This window comes from Bartonella sp. TS25HLJMH (assembly GCF_042193505.1).
In the GTDB taxonomy this organism is placed as follows: domain Bacteria; phylum Pseudomonadota; class Alphaproteobacteria; order Rhizobiales; family Rhizobiaceae; genus Bartonella; species Bartonella grahamii.
On sequence record NZ_JBHILV010000007.1, the window covers coordinates 27,412 to 48,601 of the forward strand.

The 21,190-nt window shown below is 36.5% G+C and carries 12 protein-coding genes, 1 tRNA gene and 1 pseudogene; 6 read left to right on the forward strand and 8 right to left on the reverse strand.

Translation table 11 applies throughout. The annotated features are described in order from the left end of the window. Positions 1–130: 130 nt before the first annotated feature. Positions 131–1,447 carry a homoserine dehydrogenase gene (locus ACFINF_RS04590; RefSeq protein ID WP_375619862.1) on the reverse strand — a complete coding sequence of 439 codons (1,317 nt, stop codon included), beginning with the start codon at positions 1,445–1,447 and terminating at the stop codon, positions 131–133. 1,252 nt (positions 1,448–2,699) lie between these two features. Here ACFINF_RS04590 and ACFINF_RS04595 point away from each other — a divergent pair. The 3 genes from ACFINF_RS04595 to ACFINF_RS04605 all read left to right on the forward strand — a co-directional run bounded on the left by ACFINF_RS04595 (position 2,700) and on the right by ACFINF_RS04605 (position 6,352). Beyond that, positions 2,700–2,774: transfer RNA gene (locus ACFINF_RS04595), tRNA-Glu, on the forward strand. Positions 2,775–3,591: 817 nt separating this feature from the next. Further along, the gene (locus ACFINF_RS04600; protein WP_375619863.1) at positions 3,592–4,806 is read left to right on the forward strand and encodes an NADP-dependent isocitrate dehydrogenase; all 1,215 of its coding nucleotides are present in this window, start codon (positions 3,592–3,594) and stop codon (positions 4,804–4,806) included. Between the two features lie 118 nt (positions 4,807–4,924). Further along, positions 4,925–6,352 carry an MFS transporter gene (locus ACFINF_RS04605; RefSeq protein WP_375619864.1) on the forward strand — a complete coding sequence of 476 codons (1,428 nt, stop codon included), beginning with the start codon at positions 4,925–4,927 and terminating at the stop codon, positions 6,350–6,352. 44 nt (positions 6,353–6,396) lie between these two features. Here the strand turns inward: ACFINF_RS04605 and ACFINF_RS04610 are convergent, their stop codons facing one another. After that, positions 6,397–7,596 (reverse strand): MFS transporter, encoded by a 1,200-nt coding sequence (locus tag ACFINF_RS04610; protein ID WP_375619865.1) that lies wholly within the window; start codon positions 7,594–7,596, stop codon positions 6,397–6,399. Positions 7,597–8,788: 1,192 nt separating this feature from the next. Continuing rightward, positions 8,789–9,907: a tRNA guanosine(34) transglycosylase Tgt gene (gene tgt, locus ACFINF_RS04615; RefSeq protein WP_375619866.1), complete on the reverse strand. Its 1,119-nt coding sequence runs from the start codon at positions 9,905–9,907 to the stop codon at positions 8,789–8,791. A gap of 1,029 nt (positions 9,908–10,936) precedes the next feature. Between tgt and ACFINF_RS04620 the strand changes: the two genes are divergently transcribed. Further along, complete coding sequence (locus tag ACFINF_RS04620) at positions 10,937–11,059, forward strand: hypothetical protein (protein WP_375619867.1); 123 nt, start codon at positions 10,937–10,939, stop codon at positions 11,057–11,059. A gap of 305 nt (positions 11,060–11,364) precedes the next feature. On the opposite strand, the gene ACFINF_RS04625 is transcribed toward ACFINF_RS04620, so the two are convergent. From ACFINF_RS04625 to ssb, 5 genes and pseudogenes are all read right to left on the reverse strand, one after another. Then, the gene (locus ACFINF_RS04625) at positions 11,365–11,877 is read right to left on the reverse strand and encodes a peptidylprolyl isomerase (RefSeq protein ID WP_375619868.1); all 513 of its coding nucleotides are present in this window, start codon (positions 11,875–11,877) and stop codon (positions 11,365–11,367) included. An 18-nt stretch (positions 11,878–11,895) separates the two neighbouring features. Beyond that, positions 11,896–12,489: a peptidylprolyl isomerase gene (locus ACFINF_RS04630; RefSeq protein WP_375619869.1), complete on the reverse strand. Its 594-nt coding sequence runs from the start codon at positions 12,487–12,489 to the stop codon at positions 11,896–11,898. Continuing rightward, positions 12,479–12,998 (reverse strand): annotated as a pseudogene (coaD, locus tag ACFINF_RS04635) (pantetheine-phosphate adenylyltransferase). Before coaD ends, ACFINF_RS04630 begins: the two are co-directional and overlap by 11 nt. A gap of 24 nt (positions 12,999–13,022) precedes the next feature. After that, entirely contained in the window at positions 13,023–15,806 is a 2,784-nt protein-coding gene (gyrA, locus tag ACFINF_RS04640) for a DNA gyrase subunit A (RefSeq protein WP_375619870.1), read from the reverse strand. A 229-nt stretch (positions 15,807–16,035) separates the two neighbouring features. After that, the gene (gene ssb, locus ACFINF_RS04645) at positions 16,036–16,530 is read right to left on the reverse strand and encodes a single-stranded DNA-binding protein (protein WP_375619871.1); all 495 of its coding nucleotides are present in this window, start codon (positions 16,528–16,530) and stop codon (positions 16,036–16,038) included. 333 nt (positions 16,531–16,863) lie between these two features. On the opposite strand from ssb, the gene uvrA reads away from it, so the two are divergent. Next, the gene (gene uvrA / locus ACFINF_RS04650; protein WP_375619872.1) at positions 16,864–19,779 is read left to right on the forward strand and encodes an excinuclease ABC subunit UvrA; all 2,916 of its coding nucleotides are present in this window, start codon (positions 16,864–16,866) and stop codon (positions 19,777–19,779) included. Between the two features lie 1,068 nt (positions 19,780–20,847). After that, positions 20,848–21,186, forward strand: coding sequence for a P-II family nitrogen regulator (locus tag ACFINF_RS04655; RefSeq protein ID WP_015856528.1), 339 nt, complete (start codon positions 20,848–20,850; stop codon positions 21,184–21,186). Positions 21,187–21,190: the final 4 nt, after the last annotated feature.

The window sequence follows — 21,190 nt, forward strand, 5'->3', positions numbered from 1 at the left end:
ACCGAATGAATACCAGAAAAAATATGAGTCCTTATTAAATACTAAGAATAAAGTTTTTGGCAAAGATGAAAATTTTCCACAAGAGACAAAAGAACTCAAGCTTGCCTTTTTGTCATTATCAAGAAAGTTATCAATTCTCTGCCATAGGCTCAATACGAATAAATTGAGATTTTGCAACAAGATGTCCATCTTTTTCAATTTCTGCAAGTGCCTGTCGTACATTCACCTCTGTTGTTTCATGCGTAATTAAAATAATTGTTTTTTCAATTTGATCTTCTACAAAAGATCTTTGAACAATCGACTCCAATGAGATGTGATTATCAGCCATATGCCTTGCGACCGCAGCAAAAACACCAGTACGATCATGAACATTTAAACGAATAAAATAACCCCCTGCATGATGCGAAATACGTGCTTTTTTATGAGGAGTAAGTTCTAATGCTGGACGTCTTAAAACAGGTGCATACTGAAAACCAGAACGCGCTTTTGCTATATCAGCCAAATCACCAATAACGGCTGATGCTGTTGCCATTCCTCCGGCGCCAGGACCAGAAAACAGTAATTCACCTAATAAATCACTTTGAATAGAAAGAGCATTGGTTACGCCATTTATCTGTGCAATCATTGAAGATGTTGGTACCATTGTTGGATGAACGCGTTGCTCTATTCCAGAATCCGTTTTTAATGCAACCCCTAAAAGCTTAATCCGATACCCTAATTCATCAGCTGCTCGAATATCAATTTGCGAAATATTATGAATTCCTTCAACATAAACATCATCTAACGAAACAGCTGTTCCAAATGCCAAGCTTGTCAACAAAGCTAATTTATGAGCAGTATCATTTCCCTCAATATCAAAACTTGGATCTGCTTCAGCATACCCAAGTCTCTGTGCATCTGCTAAACAATCTTTAAATGAAAGACCTTCCGTAAACATGCGTGTTAATATATAATTACAGGTTCCATTGAGAATACCATAAATTCGCGATATGTGATTACTGACAAGTGATTCTCTCATCGCTTTGATGACAGGAATTCCCCCTGCAACAGCTGCTTCAAAATGAAGAAAAACACCTTTTTTTTCTGCAATTATAGCCAGCTCTACTCCATGTCGAGCAAGAAGAGCTTTATTGGCTGTTACAACGTGATGTCCCGCCTCAAGCGCTCTCTTAACAGCGGTGTACACCACATCCAATTCACCACCAATTAACTCTACAAAAACATCAATCTCATCAGAAGAAGCCAACTCCACAGGTGAATCAAACCATTTTATATCACTGAGATCAATTCCACGATTACGGTTTTTATCGCGCGCACTAACAGCAACGACTTTGATGAATCGCCCACATTGACAAGCTAAACTATTCGCTTTTTCACATAGAGCTCGAACAACTGAAGTACCAACCGTACCAAGTCCTGCAACACCAACTTTTAAAGCTTCTGCCATTATTAACCACTGATCCCTATCTTCACCGAAAAATCGTTTAAATGATGTGCCAAACAACACAAAGAGTACTTACATCAATAAGAACAAAAGAAATACCCCGCTCTATTCACTTCATGTTCTCCAATAGAATTATCCCCGCTTGTTCAATCAACATTCCTAAAAATATAATATTTATTGTCTTCAAAGATTTCAGAATCTTTATAAAATATCTAATTCAGAATGAAAATCTGTAAAACTGATAAATGCAAGTTTCCATAAAAAAAAGTTCTAAAAAATAATCAATAACAAGTTAAAGAGTATTAAGGACTTAGTAAGAAAGAATAAAAACATCTCTTCTAAATCAACAAATATGGAACAAAAAACATTCTTTCATATGATAAATTAAGAGAATGGATAAAACAAAGTAGATCAGTAAATAATAAAACATTCCTTACTACCATTCCATAGTTTGAACTATAAATCTTTAATGCAAAAATCTTAACGCGCTCATATATCAAAATAGAACCTTACATTAAAGTAAAAACAAGACTTAATATGTGTACACCATAATTCTGAAATATTATAAATATGGAGAATAACTTTGCAAAACTCGAATACTTTACCTCAACTTATTGCCACCCCTTTGAAAAACTAGCAAATTGAAATGACAAAAACCTCAATCTGCCCTTTATCCACGCTAATTCATTTTCAAATAAATAACCTTCTCAACATGTGAGGGAACAAGTGAAGAGATTTTAATTTTAAATTTCTTACAAATATGTAAAAGTAAAGATAAGAAAAATATTTTTAATATATTCTGTAAAAATTTCTTTAATATTTCATTTTTACCATAAAAAAATCTATTTATATTATTTAAAACTAAAAGTAATATATGGCTTATGCCTCAAAAAACTTTTTATGATTGTTATTATTTGTTAATTTTGTAATAAATATTTTCTTTTTACTTTATAAATTATACAGTTTTTTGCTTTATGATAAGCTCAAATGAAAAATCTTCTGTATAAAGGCTCTTTCAAGCAAGTTAAATAATATTCTGATGTGCAAGCAAAGATAACAAACGATAAAATATGCAAAAAATAAACACATTTAAAATAATGTTTTGATCATTTTTGCCTACTACTCAAACTGAAAAGAAACAATCCAAACAGGAATTGCTCAAAAATTATTCAATAAAACACACTTTTTTCAAAAAAAATGACACAGAGGGCTTGCGAAGTAAAAAGATCCTCTCTATAAGCCTCATCAATGGTTTGCGCCCATCGTCTAGCGGTTAGGACATCGCCCTTTCACGGCGGAAACAGGGGTTCGATTCCCCTTGGGCGTACCATCATCCTTTTTTCTATGTATAATATATTCATTTTATTTGTATTTTTTAAAATGAGGAATGCATAAATAAAACGAGGGAATAAAATTTTTAAGGGGGTCTCTTCGTAAAAAAGATACGAGAATCATTAGATGATTAATTTCTTTGTTTCATTTCGAGAATAGTGCTTTACTGCGCACAGTTTATAACAATAAAAATTGATAAAATATAAAAATTAGAGGATTCTAGCTCGTTATACGATAAGTTTATAAGCCATATTCTCGCGTATGCCGTTAATTTTTAAATTAAAACCAGCCACATCATTTATACGTTTCTTCCAACCTTCAAAACTGAAATTTACCCCAAAACACATTTTATATGAAGAATTTCTAATTACAGTGCCTTTGTATCACATTAAACTTTTCTATAAACAAACAGACTGTAATCTTAGAATTGAAATGCGATATAAAAATAGATTCTTATTCACCTAACACAACAAATCAAGAAACTATAATTTAGAATACGATCAACTTATTAAATGGAAACTCTGATAATAAAAATGCATAATCCCTGCCCCCCAGTGATCTAACTAATTTATCTATTAAACAGATTCTTCATCAATCATAGAATAATTATAGATTTGCAAACACATCACTTCTTTTCAAAAAACTTCTTTTCAAAAATTAAATCCTCCAATAAAATTTTACACTCTATTGATAATATATTCTAAAAGCTCATATTTGAATGCTTTTTTCCCTTGTTTTTACTTTTCATTATAAACTTTAAAGTGCTATAAAGCAGTATCGCTAAAAAAAGGACTTCTATAAAAAAAGGACTTCTAATGGTAAAGATCAAAGTAGAAAACCCCGTTGTTGAACTTGATGGGGATGAGATGACCCGTATCATCTGGAAATATATCAAAGATAAATTAATCCATCCCTATCTCGACATTGATCTCAAATATTATGATCTTTCCGTCGAAAATCGTGATGCAACCAATGATCAGGTAACAATCGATTCTGCCAATGCTATCAAAAAATATGGAGTTGGTATAAAATGTGCAACCATCACACCTGATGAGGCACGCGTTAAAGAATTTAACCTAAAAAAAATGTGGAAATCACCCAATGGCACAATCCGCAATATTTTAGGAGGGGTCATTTTTCGCGAACCCATTATCTGTAAAAACGTCCCTCGCCTTGTTCCTAACTGGACAAAGCCAATTATTATCGGACGTCACGCTTTTGCTGATCAATACAAGGCAACAGATTTTAAATTTCCAGGAAAAGGGAAATTAAGTATTAAATTTGTAGGTGATGACAATCAAATTATTGAACATGAAGTTTTTGATGCCCCAAGCGCAGGGGTTGCTATGGCTATGTATAACCTTGATGAGTCAATTCGTGATTTTGCCCGCGCATCCTTTAATTATGGACTACAAAGGAATGTTCCAGTTTATCTTTCAACAAAAAATACCATTCTAAAAGCTTACGATGGTCGTTTTAAAGATATCTTTCAAGAAATATTTGATACGGAATTTAAAACTGAATTTGAAAACCGTAAATTATATTACGAACACCGTCTTATTGATGATATGGTTGCTTCTGCATTAAAGTGGTCGGGTGGATACTTATGGGCATGTAAAAACTATGATGGTGATGTTCAATCTGATATTGTTGCCCAAGGCTTTGGTTCTCTCGGTCTCATGACTTCTGTTCTCATGACACCTGACGGTAAAATTGTTGAAGCAGAGGCAGCACACGGCACCGTAACACGCCATTATCGCCAGTATCAAAAAAATGAAGAAACATCAACAAATTCTATTGCATCTATTTTCGCATGGACGCGTGGACTGGCACACCGTGCTAAACTAGATAACAATGAGAAATTAAAAAACTTTTCCACGACTTTGGAAGAAGTTTGTATTAAAACCGTCGAAGAAGGTTTTATGACTAAAGATCTCGCACTTTTGATTGGGCCTAAACAAAAATGGCTTTCTACAACAGGTTTCCTCGACAAAATTGATGAGAATCTCAAAAAAGCAATGGGCAATTAAGTTATTACTTAAATTAAAATTCAAAGCTCTAAACAGAGCTTTGAATTTCTCTTGGCAAATTCAAAGAAGTACCTTATAAGTAAAAAGAGGATGAATTTTTATTAAATAACAAAAAACAGTGAAAAAACAAAGCTGGTCTGCGCTTTTATTAGGTAAAAATGGTCTTTGCTTTTTAACGTTTACAGGTGGTGTTGTATTACATGCCACCAACGTTTATATCGTTATTACTATTTTACCCTCCCTTATAAATCATATTGGCAATGAGATATATTATTCTTGGGTGGCGACTGTCTTTATTATAGCTTCACTCCTTGGTACTTCACTTGCAACAAAAATATTAGGAAAATTAGGTCCTCGCAACGCTTATGTTATCTCTGGACTTATCTTTACCCTAGGCACTTTCCTGTGCAGCATTTCTTCATCTATGTCATTATTTTTAATAGGACGCTTTATTCAAGGATTGGGAAGTGGTTCTTTGTTATCTCTATCCTATTCCATGGTACGTATTGTTTTCAGCCCATCTTTATGGTCACAGGCATTAAGTGTTATCTCTGGAATGTGGGGAATATCAACCTTATTAGGGCCAGCGATAGGAGGAATTTCTGTATATTATGGCCTATGGAGAGCATCCTTTTGGATCATTGGCGCATTAGCTATATTCTTCTTACTCATAGCCTTTAAAATTTTACCTAAAAAGAATGAAAACTTTATTCCAACATCCCCCCTCCCTCTTCTCCAGCTTTTCACACTCACCTTATTGATTTTTATCATTTCTGTCGGAGGAGCTATGGACACAACAATGGCAAAAATTTGCGGATTAGTTATCGGACTTAGTCTTCTCTTTGTTCTAGCAAAAATCGAATCATATAGCTTTCATCCTATGTTGCCGCACAAATCCTTTTCTTTCTCTTCTGAAATTTTTCCCGTTTACGCATTAATACTCGTTATGACAACAGTCGTGTACAGTATAGAACTTTATTTACCACTTTTTCTTCAAGAACTTCATGGACAAGCTCCACTTATAGCCGGTTATATAGCAGCACTTATGAGCCTAGGGTGGACGTGTGGAGCCCTCTCAAGTGCTGCTGTCTCCACAAAAAAAATTCGCAACATCATTATATACTCACCCCTATTTAAACTGTTAGGCATAGCGATTCTTTTATGGCTCATCCCAACAGAAGTTTCCACACTTGAATATATTTTTATTATTTGCTTAGCACTATTTTCTATTGGAATCAGTGCGGGCATAGCATGGCCACATTTGCTCACACGGATCTTACAATGTACAAATGATGAAGATTCTCTACGTGCCAGTGAATCCCTTACCTCCGTACAACTATTTTCAGCTGCATTGAGTGCAACTCTAGCCGGAGTTATCACCAATCTTGCCGGTCTCTTTAATCCTGGAGGAACAATAGGAATGATCTTAGCAGCAAAAACTCTTCTTATAGTGCTCATTGGCTTTTTATTTTGTTTTGCTATTCCATTAGCGCTGCGCATTTCTTACTGCATATTAAAAAATCCAACAGGACATTCCAATAATTAAATAAACATAAAAATACCTTTTTCATTAAAAAAAAATGAAAAGTATTAAGCATGCTTCTCCATATACCATGAGACGCAAAAAATCATTAATCCACACAAAGTTAGAACACTTCCTAAAACAGCTGTATATTCATAACTATAGCCCAATTTTAAAACTAATGCTCCAGATTCTGCACCAAGAGCGTTAGCAATATTAAAAGCAGACTGCATTAATGCTCCTGCCAAAATCTGTCCCTGTAGTGCAACATCCATAATTTTTGTTTGTATAGAAGGCATAGCAGCAAAAGAAGTTCCAACAAAAAAGCATCCTATTGCTGCTGTTAACGGAGCATAGGACAAAAATAAAAAAACAAAAAAAACAAATACACTCCAAAGCATAGAAAAAAATATCATCGGCGAAATACCAATTTTAACAGCTAATTTAGGCCCCAGGAGATTTCCTACCACCATTCCCAATCCAACTAATGGCATGATAAATGGTACCCACTCAAGTGAAACACCAGAAATATGCATTAATGTTGACTTGATATAAGTGAAAACAGAGAATAATCCTGACGCTCCCACCGAAACCATCAACAAAAGAAGCCACACCTGCTTTTGCTTTAATGCACCCATTTCGTGCAAAGGATTCGTTTTTGGAAAACTTAAATCACAAGGCAAAAAATTCCAAATAAGCAAACAACATAATAAAGCAATCATACCCACAAGGACAAAAGCAATCTGCCAACCAATAAGTTGACCAATCCAAGTAGCACTGGGTGCTCCCAAAACGGTTGCAATTGTTAAGCCAAGCATAACATATCCAACAGCTTTAGAACGTTCTTTCATTTCTACCATTGAAGAGGCAACCATAGCCGCAAGTCCAAAATAAATTCCATGAGGAAGTCCACTGAGAAAGCGTAATACTACTAATATGCTAAAATCAGAAACAAAGGCACTAGCAATATTTGCTAAGGCATAAAAAAGCATCAATCCTATCAAAACAATTTTGCGTGATACCTGAGCTGTTGCCACAGCTAAAAGAGGTGCTCCAATCACAACTCCTAATGCATAAGCAGAAATATATTGACCAGCGGTAGGAATATCAACATATGAACTTCGTGCCATCTCTGGCAATAGCCCCATTGCAACAAACTCTGCAGTACCAATAGCAAAACTCCCCACGGCAAGAGCTAAAATTATTAAACGCCGTATTCTCGAATCAATTCCCAATACAAGAACCTTTTGTTTATAAGAATCCCTCATATCATCACTTCTGGATAGGAGTTTTAACTGTAGATATCTGTAATACACACAAACAAAAATTCAAAACATTGTTATACGCATGCCCAATAGTCTCCACTAAAGTTTTAGAAATATTTTGATATATAAAGCATTTTATGAAGTTTTAAGTAAGATTCTTTAGTGGAAAATCTTTGAAACCCTCGAGATTATAGACGTATTCACCTATTTTTATCGGATCTGCCAGATAATAAATTTTGTCTCCTATTTTCAGCAGTTCCAATTTTACAGTGAAAACTTTATTTTGCAACGATATACTATATCCTATAAATAATTCTAAACTTTGTCGAATAATGCACTTCAAACAAGTGAACCACATCTCACCATTATCTTGATACAAAGATCAAACTTCTCCCAAAATTATTGTTGCATTATTTTTGTTATCTAAATGCAGATCCTCCAAATTGATAAGCTATAATTTCAACTTTACGCCATTCTTATAAATTATTATAGAGTTTTTTAAAAATCCTCATGATAATAGTGCTTGGTTTCTAGATTTATTAAATATCCTCTTTTAGGCAGCTTTACCCCTCCCTCCTCTAACAGAGGAATCGCATCAGATATCTAACTCATTATCTTTAAATTAAAATATTCACGTAAATATATTATGATTATTTTCAGATAAATTCTATAAACAGAGCAGAAAAAATATAATAAGTTTTATTTCAATATATATATTTTATAAATAATACTTACTATTAAGATAATAAAAACTTAAAATATACAATTATAATATTTAAAATGTTGTAATATTATTTTATTTTTATTTTAATATACTAAAAAATTATCTATTCGGTTGTATGTAATCCATTCTTTACCTTTAGTAATAAAAAACACAAAGTAGCTCATAAAAATACAATTTTCATACTTCTTTAAGAGTTCGCTAACGCCTCATTAACATTGTTGCTTTAAACAGTCATCAGAAACAGAAATAAACTGTTTTTCTCCGGATCAGGTAGCGCGTACCGGAGTAACAGTTTCTGTTTTTATAGTAATTAGAAAAAGAATATATACCCTATAAAACCGCACTGTTATATCTTAGGATAGTGAAATTTATAATTTTGGAAGGTGTTTCTAATTTCATATTTTTAACTAAATTTGTAAGTACAAGAATAAATTCAATAAGAAAATGAAGCGCCATAGTACGATTAATATTTTAGCGTCCTTGTGCCCATAGAGCACGCGTTTCAGCGCAAAAATCCGCATAACAGCCTTCTTCAATGGCATCACGAATTCCCTGCATCAGTTGTTGATAATAAAAAAGATTATTCCAAGTCAACAACATACCCCCAAGAGATTCACCAGATTTGATCAAATGATGCAAATAAGCACAACTATAATCATGTGCTGCTGGACAAAGTGACTGCGGATCAAGAGGATGTGGATCTTCTGCATAACGCGCATTACGCAAATTAATTCTACCAAAGCGGGTAAAAGCTAAACCATGACGTCCTGCACGCGTCGGCATAACACAATCAAACATATCAACACCACGAGCAACACTTTGTAAAATATCATCAGGTGTCCCTACCCCCATAAGATAGCGTGGTTTATCCTCTGGTAAAATCGGACAAGTAGTATCCAATACTGCTGTCATAACACTCTGCGGCTCACCAACAGCAAGCCCTCCAATAGCGTAACCTTTTAAATCCATTTCTTTTAATGCTTGAGCAGAACGTTCACGCAGTTTCATATTATCACCACCTTGAACAATCCCAAACAATGCTTTATTGGGCTGATCTCCAAAAGCTGTTTTACAACGCTGCGCCCACCGCAATGAAAGTTCCATAGCTTCTTCCATTTCTTTTTCAGTTGCAGGTAATGCAATACATTGATCCAACTGCATCTGGATATCCGCACCAAGAAGTTCTTGAATTTCGATAGAACGCTCTGGACTCATTTCATAGTAAGCTCCATTAATGTAAGAGCGAAAAATCACACCTTGTTCAGTAATTTTACGGATTCCCGCCAATGACATAACCTGAAAGCCACCAGAATCGGTTAAAATAGGTCCACTCCAGCGTGAAAATTCATGTAATCCTCCCAAACGCGCAACACGTTCAGCTCCTGGACGTAACATTAAATGATAAGTATTCCCTAAAATGATATCTGCACCAAGATCACGTATCTGATCCATATACATAGCCTTAACGGTTCCTGCCGTTCCAACAGGCATAAATGCGGGTGTACGAACACATCCTCGCCCCGTTATAATTTCGCCTCGACGTGCATACCCATCTTGAGCAATTTTTCTATAATGAAATGTCTTTATCATAACTCTCGTCTTTTTGATTCCATCAATGCATATCTCTATAGAAAGAAAGAAGATATCCCCTTACGAGCATTGTCATAAGCTTTATGAATTAATTTTTGATTCGCTCAATATTGTAACCAGCATAAAAAATTAAACGAGATAAAAGAACATTTCTTGTTAAGAAATCACCATAATAAAAGTGATAATCTAGCTCCAGAAAAATAGTAAAACCCTTATAATATCATACCTCACAATACCTACGCTTAACGCACTAAAGCCTTAATAGAACTGCAAAATTATTATCACAATAATCTCATCTTCACATACTTCCATAAGCAGTAACTTTGTACGCCTAGAAGAAAATTCTGAACGCATTGTACGGCCTACAATATTGTTTACTTTTACAGATAAAAAATTTTCATCTACTGGGCACGGCGATCCTCACGCTTAATAAAAGCGGAAATGAGCATAATCATTTATCCACTCACAATATTGTGATAGCTCTTGGCAATTGAGATAATTCACAAAAGAAATTAATGTGTAAATAAAAACACTTAAAAAAACTAAAAATGCTTTTTGTAAAGATTCTAAAATACCAAAAGCTCTATCGTAACATTAGAGGCTGAAAAAGCGTATGACGGTCCCCACTTGCTCCTTCACAAGCTTTAAAGATGGTGGTGCATAATAGATTTATACTATTTATAGCTTTAAAACTATACACGCCATGAACGTCATTATGGAAGTGAATGTTGATATGTACTGAGAAATGCTTCTTAAAAAACACGTAAATATGCAATATAAGTATATTCCGTTTGGAGCGTTCCTCTATTAAAAAACGAGAAAAATAAAAGCGTAAGACTATGCATAACCTTCATTGTTTAAATGACATTGCTTTAGATACTTTTTAAAAAAGTAAAGCTGAATTAAAAAGAAGATGACAAGACTAGCCATTTGTTTCACCTCTGCGCCCTTACATTCTTCTAAGATTAAACTGTTTTCTTGTTTTAAAGATGACACCAATGAGATATACATAAACGCTGGTTTTCCACCTTGCCAGGCAAAACTGGAGCAGCTAGTAAGGCTCTTATCCGTATTAATATGTGTGCTGCTACATTAAGATTGGATGTTGATTTACAAACAGCAACAAAAGCACACGCTCTCTCAGGAAAGTAACATCATAAAACCATTAATAGACCGACAATGAATTGAAGAGAAATGCCGAATTTTTTATAAAATACTTTTCCAAACAACAACCATAACACAACAGACTTTGCGTTTTCTTATTCTGACAGGTGTTTGTACAAATCCTTTGCATTATACTCTTCAGGAAGATCCTATTGAAGAAAATATATGGACAATTCTTAGCTCAAAATTATAAAAGGTAAGCGTGATACTACAAAAGAGTTTTGTATGCCTTTATTGATCAGAAAAGAGTATTTTTTCTTAGAAACTTACAATTGAAGCCAGTATAATTTATACTATTTTGCATCCGCAGCAATAACGGCTTTGGTAATTGAATCTGGATCTGCAACAGGTTCACCACGTTTAATTTTATCAACATTTTCCATACCTTCAACAACCTGTCCCCATATGGAATATTGACGATCAAGCCACGGAGCATCTGCAAAACAAATAAAAAACTGAGAATTAGCAGAATTTGGATTCTGACTACGTGCCATAGAAACTGTACCACGCTTATGAGAAAGATTTGAAAACTCTGCTGTTAAATTTGGTTTTTCTGCCCCCCCCATACCCGCACGGGATAAATTGAATTTTTCACTATCCTTCTTTCCAAATTGCACATCCCCAGTTTGCGCCATAAAACCATCAATAACGCGATGGAAAATAACATTATCATAAGCACCTTCACGTACCAATTCTTTAATACGTGCAACATGTTTTGGCGCTAAATCAGCCAAAAACTCAATAACAACTCTGCCCTTTGTTGTTTCAAGAATTAAAGTATTCTCTGGATTTTTATTCTCAGCCATATGGAAAGCTCCTTTGATTCATTTCTCAACTTGTAAAGTAGCAGCATTAATAACATCAGGATTTTTTACAGATCCATTATTACTTGTCGTACCTTTTTTTATTTTATCAACAACATCCATCCCCTTTATAACCTCTCCAACAACCGTATACTGACCATTTAAAAAAGCAGCATCATCAAAACAAATGAAGAATTGAGAATTCGCGGAATCCGGATCTTGTGACCGTGCCATCCCAACAGTACCTCGCTTAAACGGCTGCTTTGAAAACTCTGCCGGTATATTGGGATAATTTGAGCCACCCATACCAACGCGTTTCAGATCAAAATCTCTACTGCCTTTTTTTCCAAACTTTACATCACCAGTTTGTGCCATGAAATTAGGAATAACGCGATGAAACACAACATTATTATAGGCCCCCTCTTCTGTTAATCTTTTAATTTGCGCAACATGTTTTGGCGCCAAATCAGAACGCAAACGAATAATGACATCACCATCTTTGAGAGATAAAATAAGAAGGCTTGCATCACTTGCTGGACTAGAATTACCGGTGACAGCGGACAATGAAAAAAAACAAAACACACATATCAAAACAGCAAAAATTCTACGAAACACAATTATTCTCCCCTAAAAGATTGGAATTTCGAGCTCAAAGCTTGTACAATATTGGGCGGTACAAATGGTGTCACATCACCTCCCATAGAGGCAATTTGGCGTACCAATGTAGAAGTTATCGCACGCCCAGAAACGCTTGCCGGCAAAAAAACAGTTTGCAATTCAGGAGCCATAACGCCATTCATCCCTGCCATTTGCATTTCATAATCAAGATCAGTACCATCACGCAATCCACGAATGAGAAATGAAGCACCAACTTCACGCGCCTTCTCAATTAGAAGGTTGCTAAATGAAAGAACCTGTAATCGATTAGAATCCACACCAAACAAGTCTTTCCCTACCTGCGTAATGAAATCAACACGCTCTTCAAAGCTAAAGAGTGTTTTTTTGTCAGCCTGTATCCCTATAGCGACGACCACCTTATCAGCTAACACAAAACACCCCCTCAAAACATCAAGATGACCATTTGTAAGAGGATCAAAAGAACCTGCGTAAAGAGCAATTTTCATGATTTTACTCCATCCTCTTCAAAATTATTTTTCTTCGCTCATATCAACTGTATCAGAATGCTTCTCACCTTCATCATCTAATGAACTCGTATCATCTTCAGGTTCAGAAATACGTTCAACCGATACGACTCTTTCACCTTTGGCTGTATTAAAAATTGTGACTCCCTTAGTTGAGCGCCCAGCAGTACGAATTCCCTCAACAGGAACACGAATAAGCTGTCCCCCATCTGATACCAACATAATTTGATCTTGCGCCTTCACCGGAAAAGCCGCTACCAATTTACCAATTTCAGCTGTTTTAGATGGATCTGTTGCACGAATCCCTTTTCCGCCACGTCCGGAAATCCGGAACTCATAGGACGAAGAGCGTTTACCATAACCAAACTCACTCACCGTCAAAAGCATTTGTTCACGTGCATGAAGTTCTGCATAACGTTCATCTGTTAACTCTGTTTCAGCACCCCCATCGTCCTCATCAAGAGTTACAATATCTTCAACATCAGCATCTGCACCAGAAGCACGCCGTTCATTCATTACACGTTTAATATAAGCAGAACGCTCAATGGACGTCGCCTCGACATGCTCTAAAATTGTCATCGAAATGACTTTATCGCCTTTAGCTAAATTGATACCACGAACTCCCACAGAATTACGCCCAGCAAAGACACGAACATCAACAACTGGAAAACGGATACATTGTCCATTGGCTGTTGTTAGAACAACATCATCATATTCTGTACAGGTTTCAACAGAAAGAATTTCATCTTCTTCATCAAGTTTCATTGCAATTTTACCATTACGATTAACTTGAACGAAATCTGATAATTTATTACGACGCACAGTTCCACGTGTTGTCGCAAACATAACATCCAATGCACTCCAGCTCGCTTCATCTTCAGGCAAAGGCATAATCGTTGTAATACGCTCACCTTGTTGTAAGGGAAGCATATTGATCAAAGCCCGCCCACGCGATTGGGGTGTCCCCAGCGGCAATCGCCAAACTTTTTCCTTATAAACAATCCCACGCGATGAAAAGAAAAGAACCGGAGTATGCGTATTGACAACAAACAATCGCGTTACAAAATCCTCATCCTTCGTGGACATACCAGAACGCCCCTTACCACCACGTCGCTGTGCACGATAGGTATTAAGAGGCACACGTTTAATATAGCCACTATGGCTCACCGTTACCACCATATCCTCTGGTGCGATCAGATCTTCACTCTCCATCTCAGCGCTACCAAAACCAAAGACGGTACGTCGCGGCGTTGCAAATTCCTCACGAAGAGCACTCAACTCATCCTTAACAATACACATAATGCGTACCCGTGATGCCAAGATATCAAGATAGTCAGCGATATCCACGCCAATTTTATTCAATTCATCAGCGATTTCATCACGCCCAAGAGCTGTCAATCGTTGCAAACGCAATTCTAAAATAGCACGCGCCTGTTCTTCAGAGAGATTATAAGTACCATCCTCATGAATAATATGACGAGGATCATCAATAAGTTTAATCAAAGGCGCGACATCCATTGCTGGCCAGCGTCGCTCCATTAACTGTGCACGTGCTGTCTGCGGATCAGGAGCTTTGCGAATAAGTGCTATAATTTCATCAATATTGGCAACAGCAAGGGCAAGCCCAACCAAAACATGTGCTCGCTCACGCGCCTTACGCAAAAGATATTTTGTTCGCCGACTGACAACTTCTTCCCGAAAAGAAACAAATGCACGAAGCATATCAAGCAACGTCATCTGTTCTGGTTTTCCCCCATTCAAAGCAACCATATTACAACCAAAGGAAGTTTGTAGCGGCGTATACCGATATAATTGATTTAAAACAACCTCCGCAACGACATCTTTCTTCAGCTCAATAACAACCCGATATCCATCACGATCAGATTCGTCACGCAAATCAGAGATTCCCTCAATGCGTTTATCGCGCACCAATTCGGCCATTTTCTCAATCATCGTTGCCTTATTAACTTGATAAGGGATCTCACTCACAATAATTGCTTGTCGACCACTGCGAATTTCTTCGATCTCAACTTTAGCACGCATAATGATTGAGCCACGCCCTGTTTCATAAGCTGCACGAACACCAGAATGGCCGAGGATAATACCCCCTGTAGGAAAATCCGGACCAGGAATAATTTCAATTATTTTATCGAGCGTGATATCGGGATTATCAATCAAAGCGATACAACCATCAACGACTTCACCAAGATTATGGGGAGGAATATTGGTTGCCATTCCCACAGCAATCCCCCCTGACCCATTAACCAAAAGATTGGGAAAACGCGCTGGTAAGACAACAGGTTCGCGCTCACGCCCATCGTAATTATCCTGAAAATCAACAGTATCTTTATCTATATCAGCTAAAAGTTCTTCTGAAACTTTTTCTAAACGACACTCAGTATAGCGCATGGCCGCGGGTGGATCACCATCAACGGAACCAAAATTTCCCTGACCATCAATCAATGGATTTCTTAAAGAAAAGTCCTGCGCCATACGCACTAAAGCATCATAAATTGAAGCATCACCATGGGGATGGAATTTCCCCATAACCTCACCAACAACACCAGCAGATTTACGATATGACTTATTGAAAGAAAGACCCATCTCATTCATAGCATGAAGGATACGTCGATGAACAGGCTTAAGACCATCACGAACATCAGGGAGTGCACGTGAAACAATCACGCTCATCGCATAATCGAGATAGGAGCGTTGCATTTCATCAATAATACTGATTGGTTCAATACCGGTTAGCACATCACGTTCTGGGTGTGGAGTAAGATCGGTCACAATTTCAAAACTTTCAAAAAAGAATCATTTCACTTTAATTTATATCGAAAAATACACTAAAATGCTAATTTCTCCCCCATGACAAAAAAGAAATTTAACAATATTTTTCAAGATGTTATTAATTTATGTTAAAATTACCAATAATAATCAACAATTTCCACTTCGCTAAACTTCAAAAATCTGAAACAAACAAATCATAAAGTAATCATAATACTACAAGTAAAGACTCTTAAAAAGGTACGTCATCATCTAATTTGTGTGAAAAACTTTCTCCCAATTGATTATTATTTTGACCAAACGTATTTCTCTGATTTGAGTTACTATCGGCAAAGCCACCACTATAACTTCCCCCTTGCTCCCCGCCCGCGGCTCCCCGCCCATCAAGCATTTGTAATTCGCCACGGTACTTTTGCAAAACAACCTCTGTTGTATAACGATCATTTCCATTTTGATCTTGCCATTTTCGTGTCTGTAACTGCCCCTCAATGTAAATTTTGCTGCCTTTTTTTAAATATTGCTCTGCAACTTTGACAAGGTTTTCATTAAAAATAACAATATTATGCCACTCAGTGCGTTCTTTTCGCTCATTTGTATTCCGATCACGCCAACTTTCTGAAGTAGCAATACGCAAATTTGCCACTTGATCACCAGAATTCAAACGACGGATTTCAGGATCCGCACCAAGATTACCAATCAAAATAACTTTATTAAGGCTACCAGCCATCGCATAAACTCCAAAATTTTAATTCGTAAAATACTCTGTTTTATAACAGTTATAACCATCTTGACCTTCAATTTACATGTCTGCAATTGACCTTCAATATGGATATTGCTATCCTTTCCCAATATTGTATCCGTGCAATTATAACAAAAGATGATAAAGACGCATAGTTTATTCCACCACGAGAGAATAAAAAGCTGCTCATTTGTATTTTTCTTTTCACAAAACTTATACCTTCTTTTAGCATTAAAGCAGTTAAACACATTGTAATTCTAAAAAAACAGATTTATTCCATTTTAGGTGCTCAGTTTTTGTTACATATGCCAAGGATAAAATATGACTTATCAAAAATATATCTCCATTCGCGGTGCACGTGAGCATAACCTTAAAAATATTGATCTCGATCTGCCTCGTGACAAACTTATTGTTATAACAGGACTTTCTGGATCAGGGAAATCATCCTTAGCTTTTGATACAATTTACGCTGAAGGACAACGCCGCTATGTCGAAAGCCTTTCAGCCTATGCACGCCAATTTTTGGAAGTCATGCAAAAACCCGATGTCGACCGCATAGACGGTCTCTCTCCAGCTATCTCCATTGAACAAAAAACAACCAGTCGCAATCCTCGTTCAACGGTAGGTACCGTTACTGAAATCCACGACTACATGCGTCTTCTCTTTGCACGTATTGGTATTCCTCATTCTCCTGCGACAGGACTTCCTATTGAAAGCCAGACAGTAAGCCAAATGGTCGATCAAATTATGTCCTTACCAGAAGGAACACGAATTTTTATTATGGCACCCTTGGTGCGAGGACGAAAGGGAGAATATAAAAAAGAGCTAATAGAACTTCTAAAAAGAGGATTTCAACGGGCTAAAGTCGATGGCGAATTTTATGAAATCCCTGACATTCCACCTCTTGATAAAAAGTATAAACATGACATAGATGTCGTGGTAGACCGCATTGTTTTACAAAAGAATATCACCTCTCGCTTAGCTGATAGTATAGAAACCTGTTTACAACTAGCAAATGGACTTGCCATAGCTGAAATGGCAGACCAACCCTTGACACAAAAAGAAACAACAAAGGAATCTGCTCATAAATCAAAAAATGATACACACAAACGGCTCATTTTTTCAGAAAAGTTTTCTTGCCCTATATCTGGTTTTTCTATTCCTGAAATTGAACCACGCCTTTTTTCGTTCAATAATCCTTTTGGGGCCTGCCCTCTCTGCGATGGATTGGGTATAAAAAAGGCAATGGATCCACTGAAAATTGTGCCAAATAAAAACCTTACCCTAAAGAATGGAGCCATTGCTCCTTGGGCTAAATCGGATTCACTTTATTATAGACAAACCTTAGAAGCATTAGGAAAAGCTTACGGTTTCAAACTCACAGATCAATGGTGTGAACTCTCTAATGAAGCACAACAGGCTATTCTCTACGGCACAAAAAAAGATGAAATTTCTTTTATCTATAAAAATAATTCTGGTTCGCATAAAACAACCCAACCTTTTGAAGGAATCATCCCCAATATGGAGAGACGCTGGAAAGAAACCGATTCTGCTTGGTCTCGAGAAGAAATCGAACGTTATATGTCTTCTTCGCCTTGCCCAGCTTGTCATGGTTATCGTTTAAAACCAGAGGCACTTGCTGTAAAAATCCACGGAATGCATATTGGGCAAATATCAGATCTTTCTATTCTAAAGGCAGATGATTGGTTTGCCAATATTCATCAATATCTCACAGAAAAACAACGTAATATTGCCATACGTATTTTAAAAGAAATTCGCGAACGCTTAGCTTTTTTAAATCATGTAGGATTGGAATATCTTACCTTGTCTCGAACTTCAGGAACGCTTTCAGGTGGAGAAAGCCAACGCATTCGGTTAGCATCCCAAATTGGTTCTGGTCTTACAGGCGTTCTTTATATTTTAGATGAACCATCTATCGGTTTACACCAACGCGATAATGAACGCCTTTTGGAAATGCTACGCCATTTACGCAATCTTGGCAATACAGTTATTGTCGTTGAACATGATGAAGACGCTATTCTCACAGCAGATCATGTTGTCGATATGGGCCCTGCCGCGGGCGTTCATGGTGGAGAAATCATAGCGCAAGGGACACCACAGGAAATTATAGAAAATTCAGCCTCTCTCACAGGCCAATACCTTTCAGGAAAAATGGCTGTTAAAATACCTGCCAAACGACGTAAAATATCAAAAATGAAAACACTTAAAGTCATCGGCGCCAAAGGAAATAACCTCAAAAATATCAATGCGAACATCCCTCTTGGAACCTTTACATGCGTAACCGGTGTTTCTGGAGGAGGAAAATCAACATTTCTTATTGAAACGCTTTTCAAAGCAGCATCACATCATATCATGGGCTCTCATCACAGCCCTGCCAGTTATGACAAAATTGAAGGATTAGAATTTCTTGATAAAGTCATTGATATCAACCAGTCCCCCATTGGACGCACCCCACGCTCTAATCCCGCAACCTATACAGGCGCTTTTACACCGATTCGTGAGTGGTTTGCCGATCTTCCAGAATCAAAAGCCCGTGGTTACAAAGCTGGGCGTTTTTCATTTAATGTTAAAGGAGGACGTTGCGAAGCATGTCAAGGTGATGGAGTCATAAAAATTGAAATGCACTTTTTACCTGATGTCTATGTTACTTGCGATGTCTGTAAAGGAAAACGCTATAATCGAGAAACACTAGAAATAAAATTCAAAGGACAGTCTATAGCCGATATTTTGGATATGACAATTGAAAAGGCAGAGGAATTTTTCCAAGCTATTCCCGCTATTCATAATAAAATGGAAACTCTCATTAAAGTAGGATTAGGTTACATAAAAGTAGGACAGCAAGCAACCACACTTTCTGGTGGAGAAGCACAACGTGTAAAACTTGCGAAAGAACTTTCACGTAAAACAACGGGACGTACACTCTATATTTTGGATGAACCGACAACAGGTTTACATTTTCACGATATTTCCAAACTTCTTGAAGTGCTGCATGAACTAGTCGAGCAAGGCAACACAGTTATAGTCATTGAACATAACCTTGATGTTATAAAGACAGCCGACTGGATTATTGATTTAGGACCAGAAGGTGGAGATCGTGGTGGCGAAATTGTTGCAATTGGACGCCCTGAAGACATCATTAAGGTTCCCGCTTCCTACACGGGAAAATTTCTAAAAGATGTTTTACTGCGCCCCTCTCTCTATAATTCCAATTCTTAAAAACGCTTTCCATTGTAAAATACAGCATACGAACAAAGCCTGTACTTTTATTTTTACCTGTAAATACCAACACCTAATTCCAGTGGTGCAACATGTTTAAAGCAAAGGCTGAAATAATTTAGCGCTTTATAAGCTGTTTCAGTTTTCGTATTTCCAATAGGAACGCGCGCATAATTGCGTATTTATTCTCTGTTTTTTTAATATCTGAAACGACCAAACAGCCCAATTTGGAAAGAATACGAAGCTTTAAGGGTATAAATAAGTTTCTATCCTTACATCTCCTTTTAATTTATCTTTACGATTTTCAAAGGCATCCGCAGCAGTATCTTATAATGAAGATTGCCTATTGCTTCACGCTTTTGTTTATCGCGTTCCTTAATGGAATCACATTCCTCACGAAGAGACAAAACGCCCCAAACAAAATATATTTGCGTTACCAATTCACACATCTGTTTTAAAGAAATATTCCTCAACGCTCTCAAGCCCATTTCACGACGGAACCTAATGCTATAATGATAAATCCATTATTGTATACCATCATCTTTACGTTTATGAAGGAGCATAATCGGCATCACCACACTCTTTTCCAATATTTGTCTCCCCCTACTCCCTAATATTGCAAAACCTTTAGTTATCGAAAGCTTTCATAAAAAGCATTTTATTTTTTCAAATGTTTTTATCCACACACTCGTACTATTCATGATATAAAAAGGTATCGTTTTGATTGATTGACGATAAAAAGATCTAAAATGAGAAAATCTTACGCTATTAGAGTTTTTTACTCAGTATAGAAAACGTCTAATTATCCTTATAAGTCAGCGTATTATCTAATAAAAAAGAAACAAAACTCTTTTTATTATATTATTTTAATTCTTGTACAAGAATTGTAAGATTTTTTCCAAAAAAACAGTATTTGACTTTATTCTACAAAAGAAACTCTCCTAAAAAGGCATAGAGTGTCATTATTTTCGACTTTTTGTGCACAAAGTATCTGTTGGACATCTTACAGTTGTCAATATAATGTGATGCAGTCTAAAAAGACAAAATAACGTTGGAGATAATTTCAGCATGAAAAAAATTGAAGCCATTATAAAACCTTTCAAACTTGATGAAGTGAAAGAAGCGCTTCAAAAAATTGGGTTACATGGCATTACAGTAACAGAAGCGAAAGGTTTTGGTCGTCAAAGGGAACATACAGAACTTTATCGTGGCACGAAATATGTTGTTGACTTTCTACCTAAAGTAAAGATTGAAATTGTTGTGTCCGATGAAAAACTGGAACAAACTGTTGATGCAATACGTAAAGCAGCTCAAACCAAACATATAGGAGATGGAAAAATATTTGTCTTTTCCATTGATGATGCTATTCGTATAGGCACGGATGAAACCGGTATCGATGCCCTTTAATAAA

Bases quoted from the DNA above. Each gene is read 5' to 3' on its own strand.
- tgt (WP_375619866.1), bottom strand. From the start codon at position 9,907: ATGATAAAGACATTTCATTATAGAAAAATTGCTCAAGATGGGTATGCA.
- ACFINF_RS04600 (WP_375619863.1), top strand. From the start codon at position 3,592: ATGGTAAAGATCAAAGTAGAAAACCCCGTTGTTGAACTTGATGGGGAT.
- ACFINF_RS04590 (WP_375619862.1), bottom strand. From the start codon at position 1,447: ATGGCAGAAGCTTTAAAAGTTGGTGTTGCAGGACTTGGTACGGTTGGT.
- ACFINF_RS04655 (WP_015856528.1), top strand. From the start codon at position 20,848: ATGAAAAAAATTGAAGCCATTATAAAACCTTTCAAACTTGATGAAGTG.
- ACFINF_RS04610 (WP_375619865.1), bottom strand. From the start codon at position 7,596: ATGAGGGATTCTTATAAACAAAAGGTTCTTGTATTGGGAATTGATTCG.
- uvrA (WP_375619872.1), top strand. From the start codon at position 16,864: ATGACTTATCAAAAATATATCTCCATTCGCGGTGCACGTGAGCATAAC.
- ssb (WP_375619871.1), bottom strand. From the start codon at position 16,530: ATGGCTGGTAGCCTTAATAAAGTTATTTTGATTGGTAATCTTGGTGCG.
- ACFINF_RS04625 (WP_375619868.1), bottom strand. From the start codon at position 11,877: ATGGCTGAGAATAAAAATCCAGAGAATACTTTAATTCTTGAAACAACA.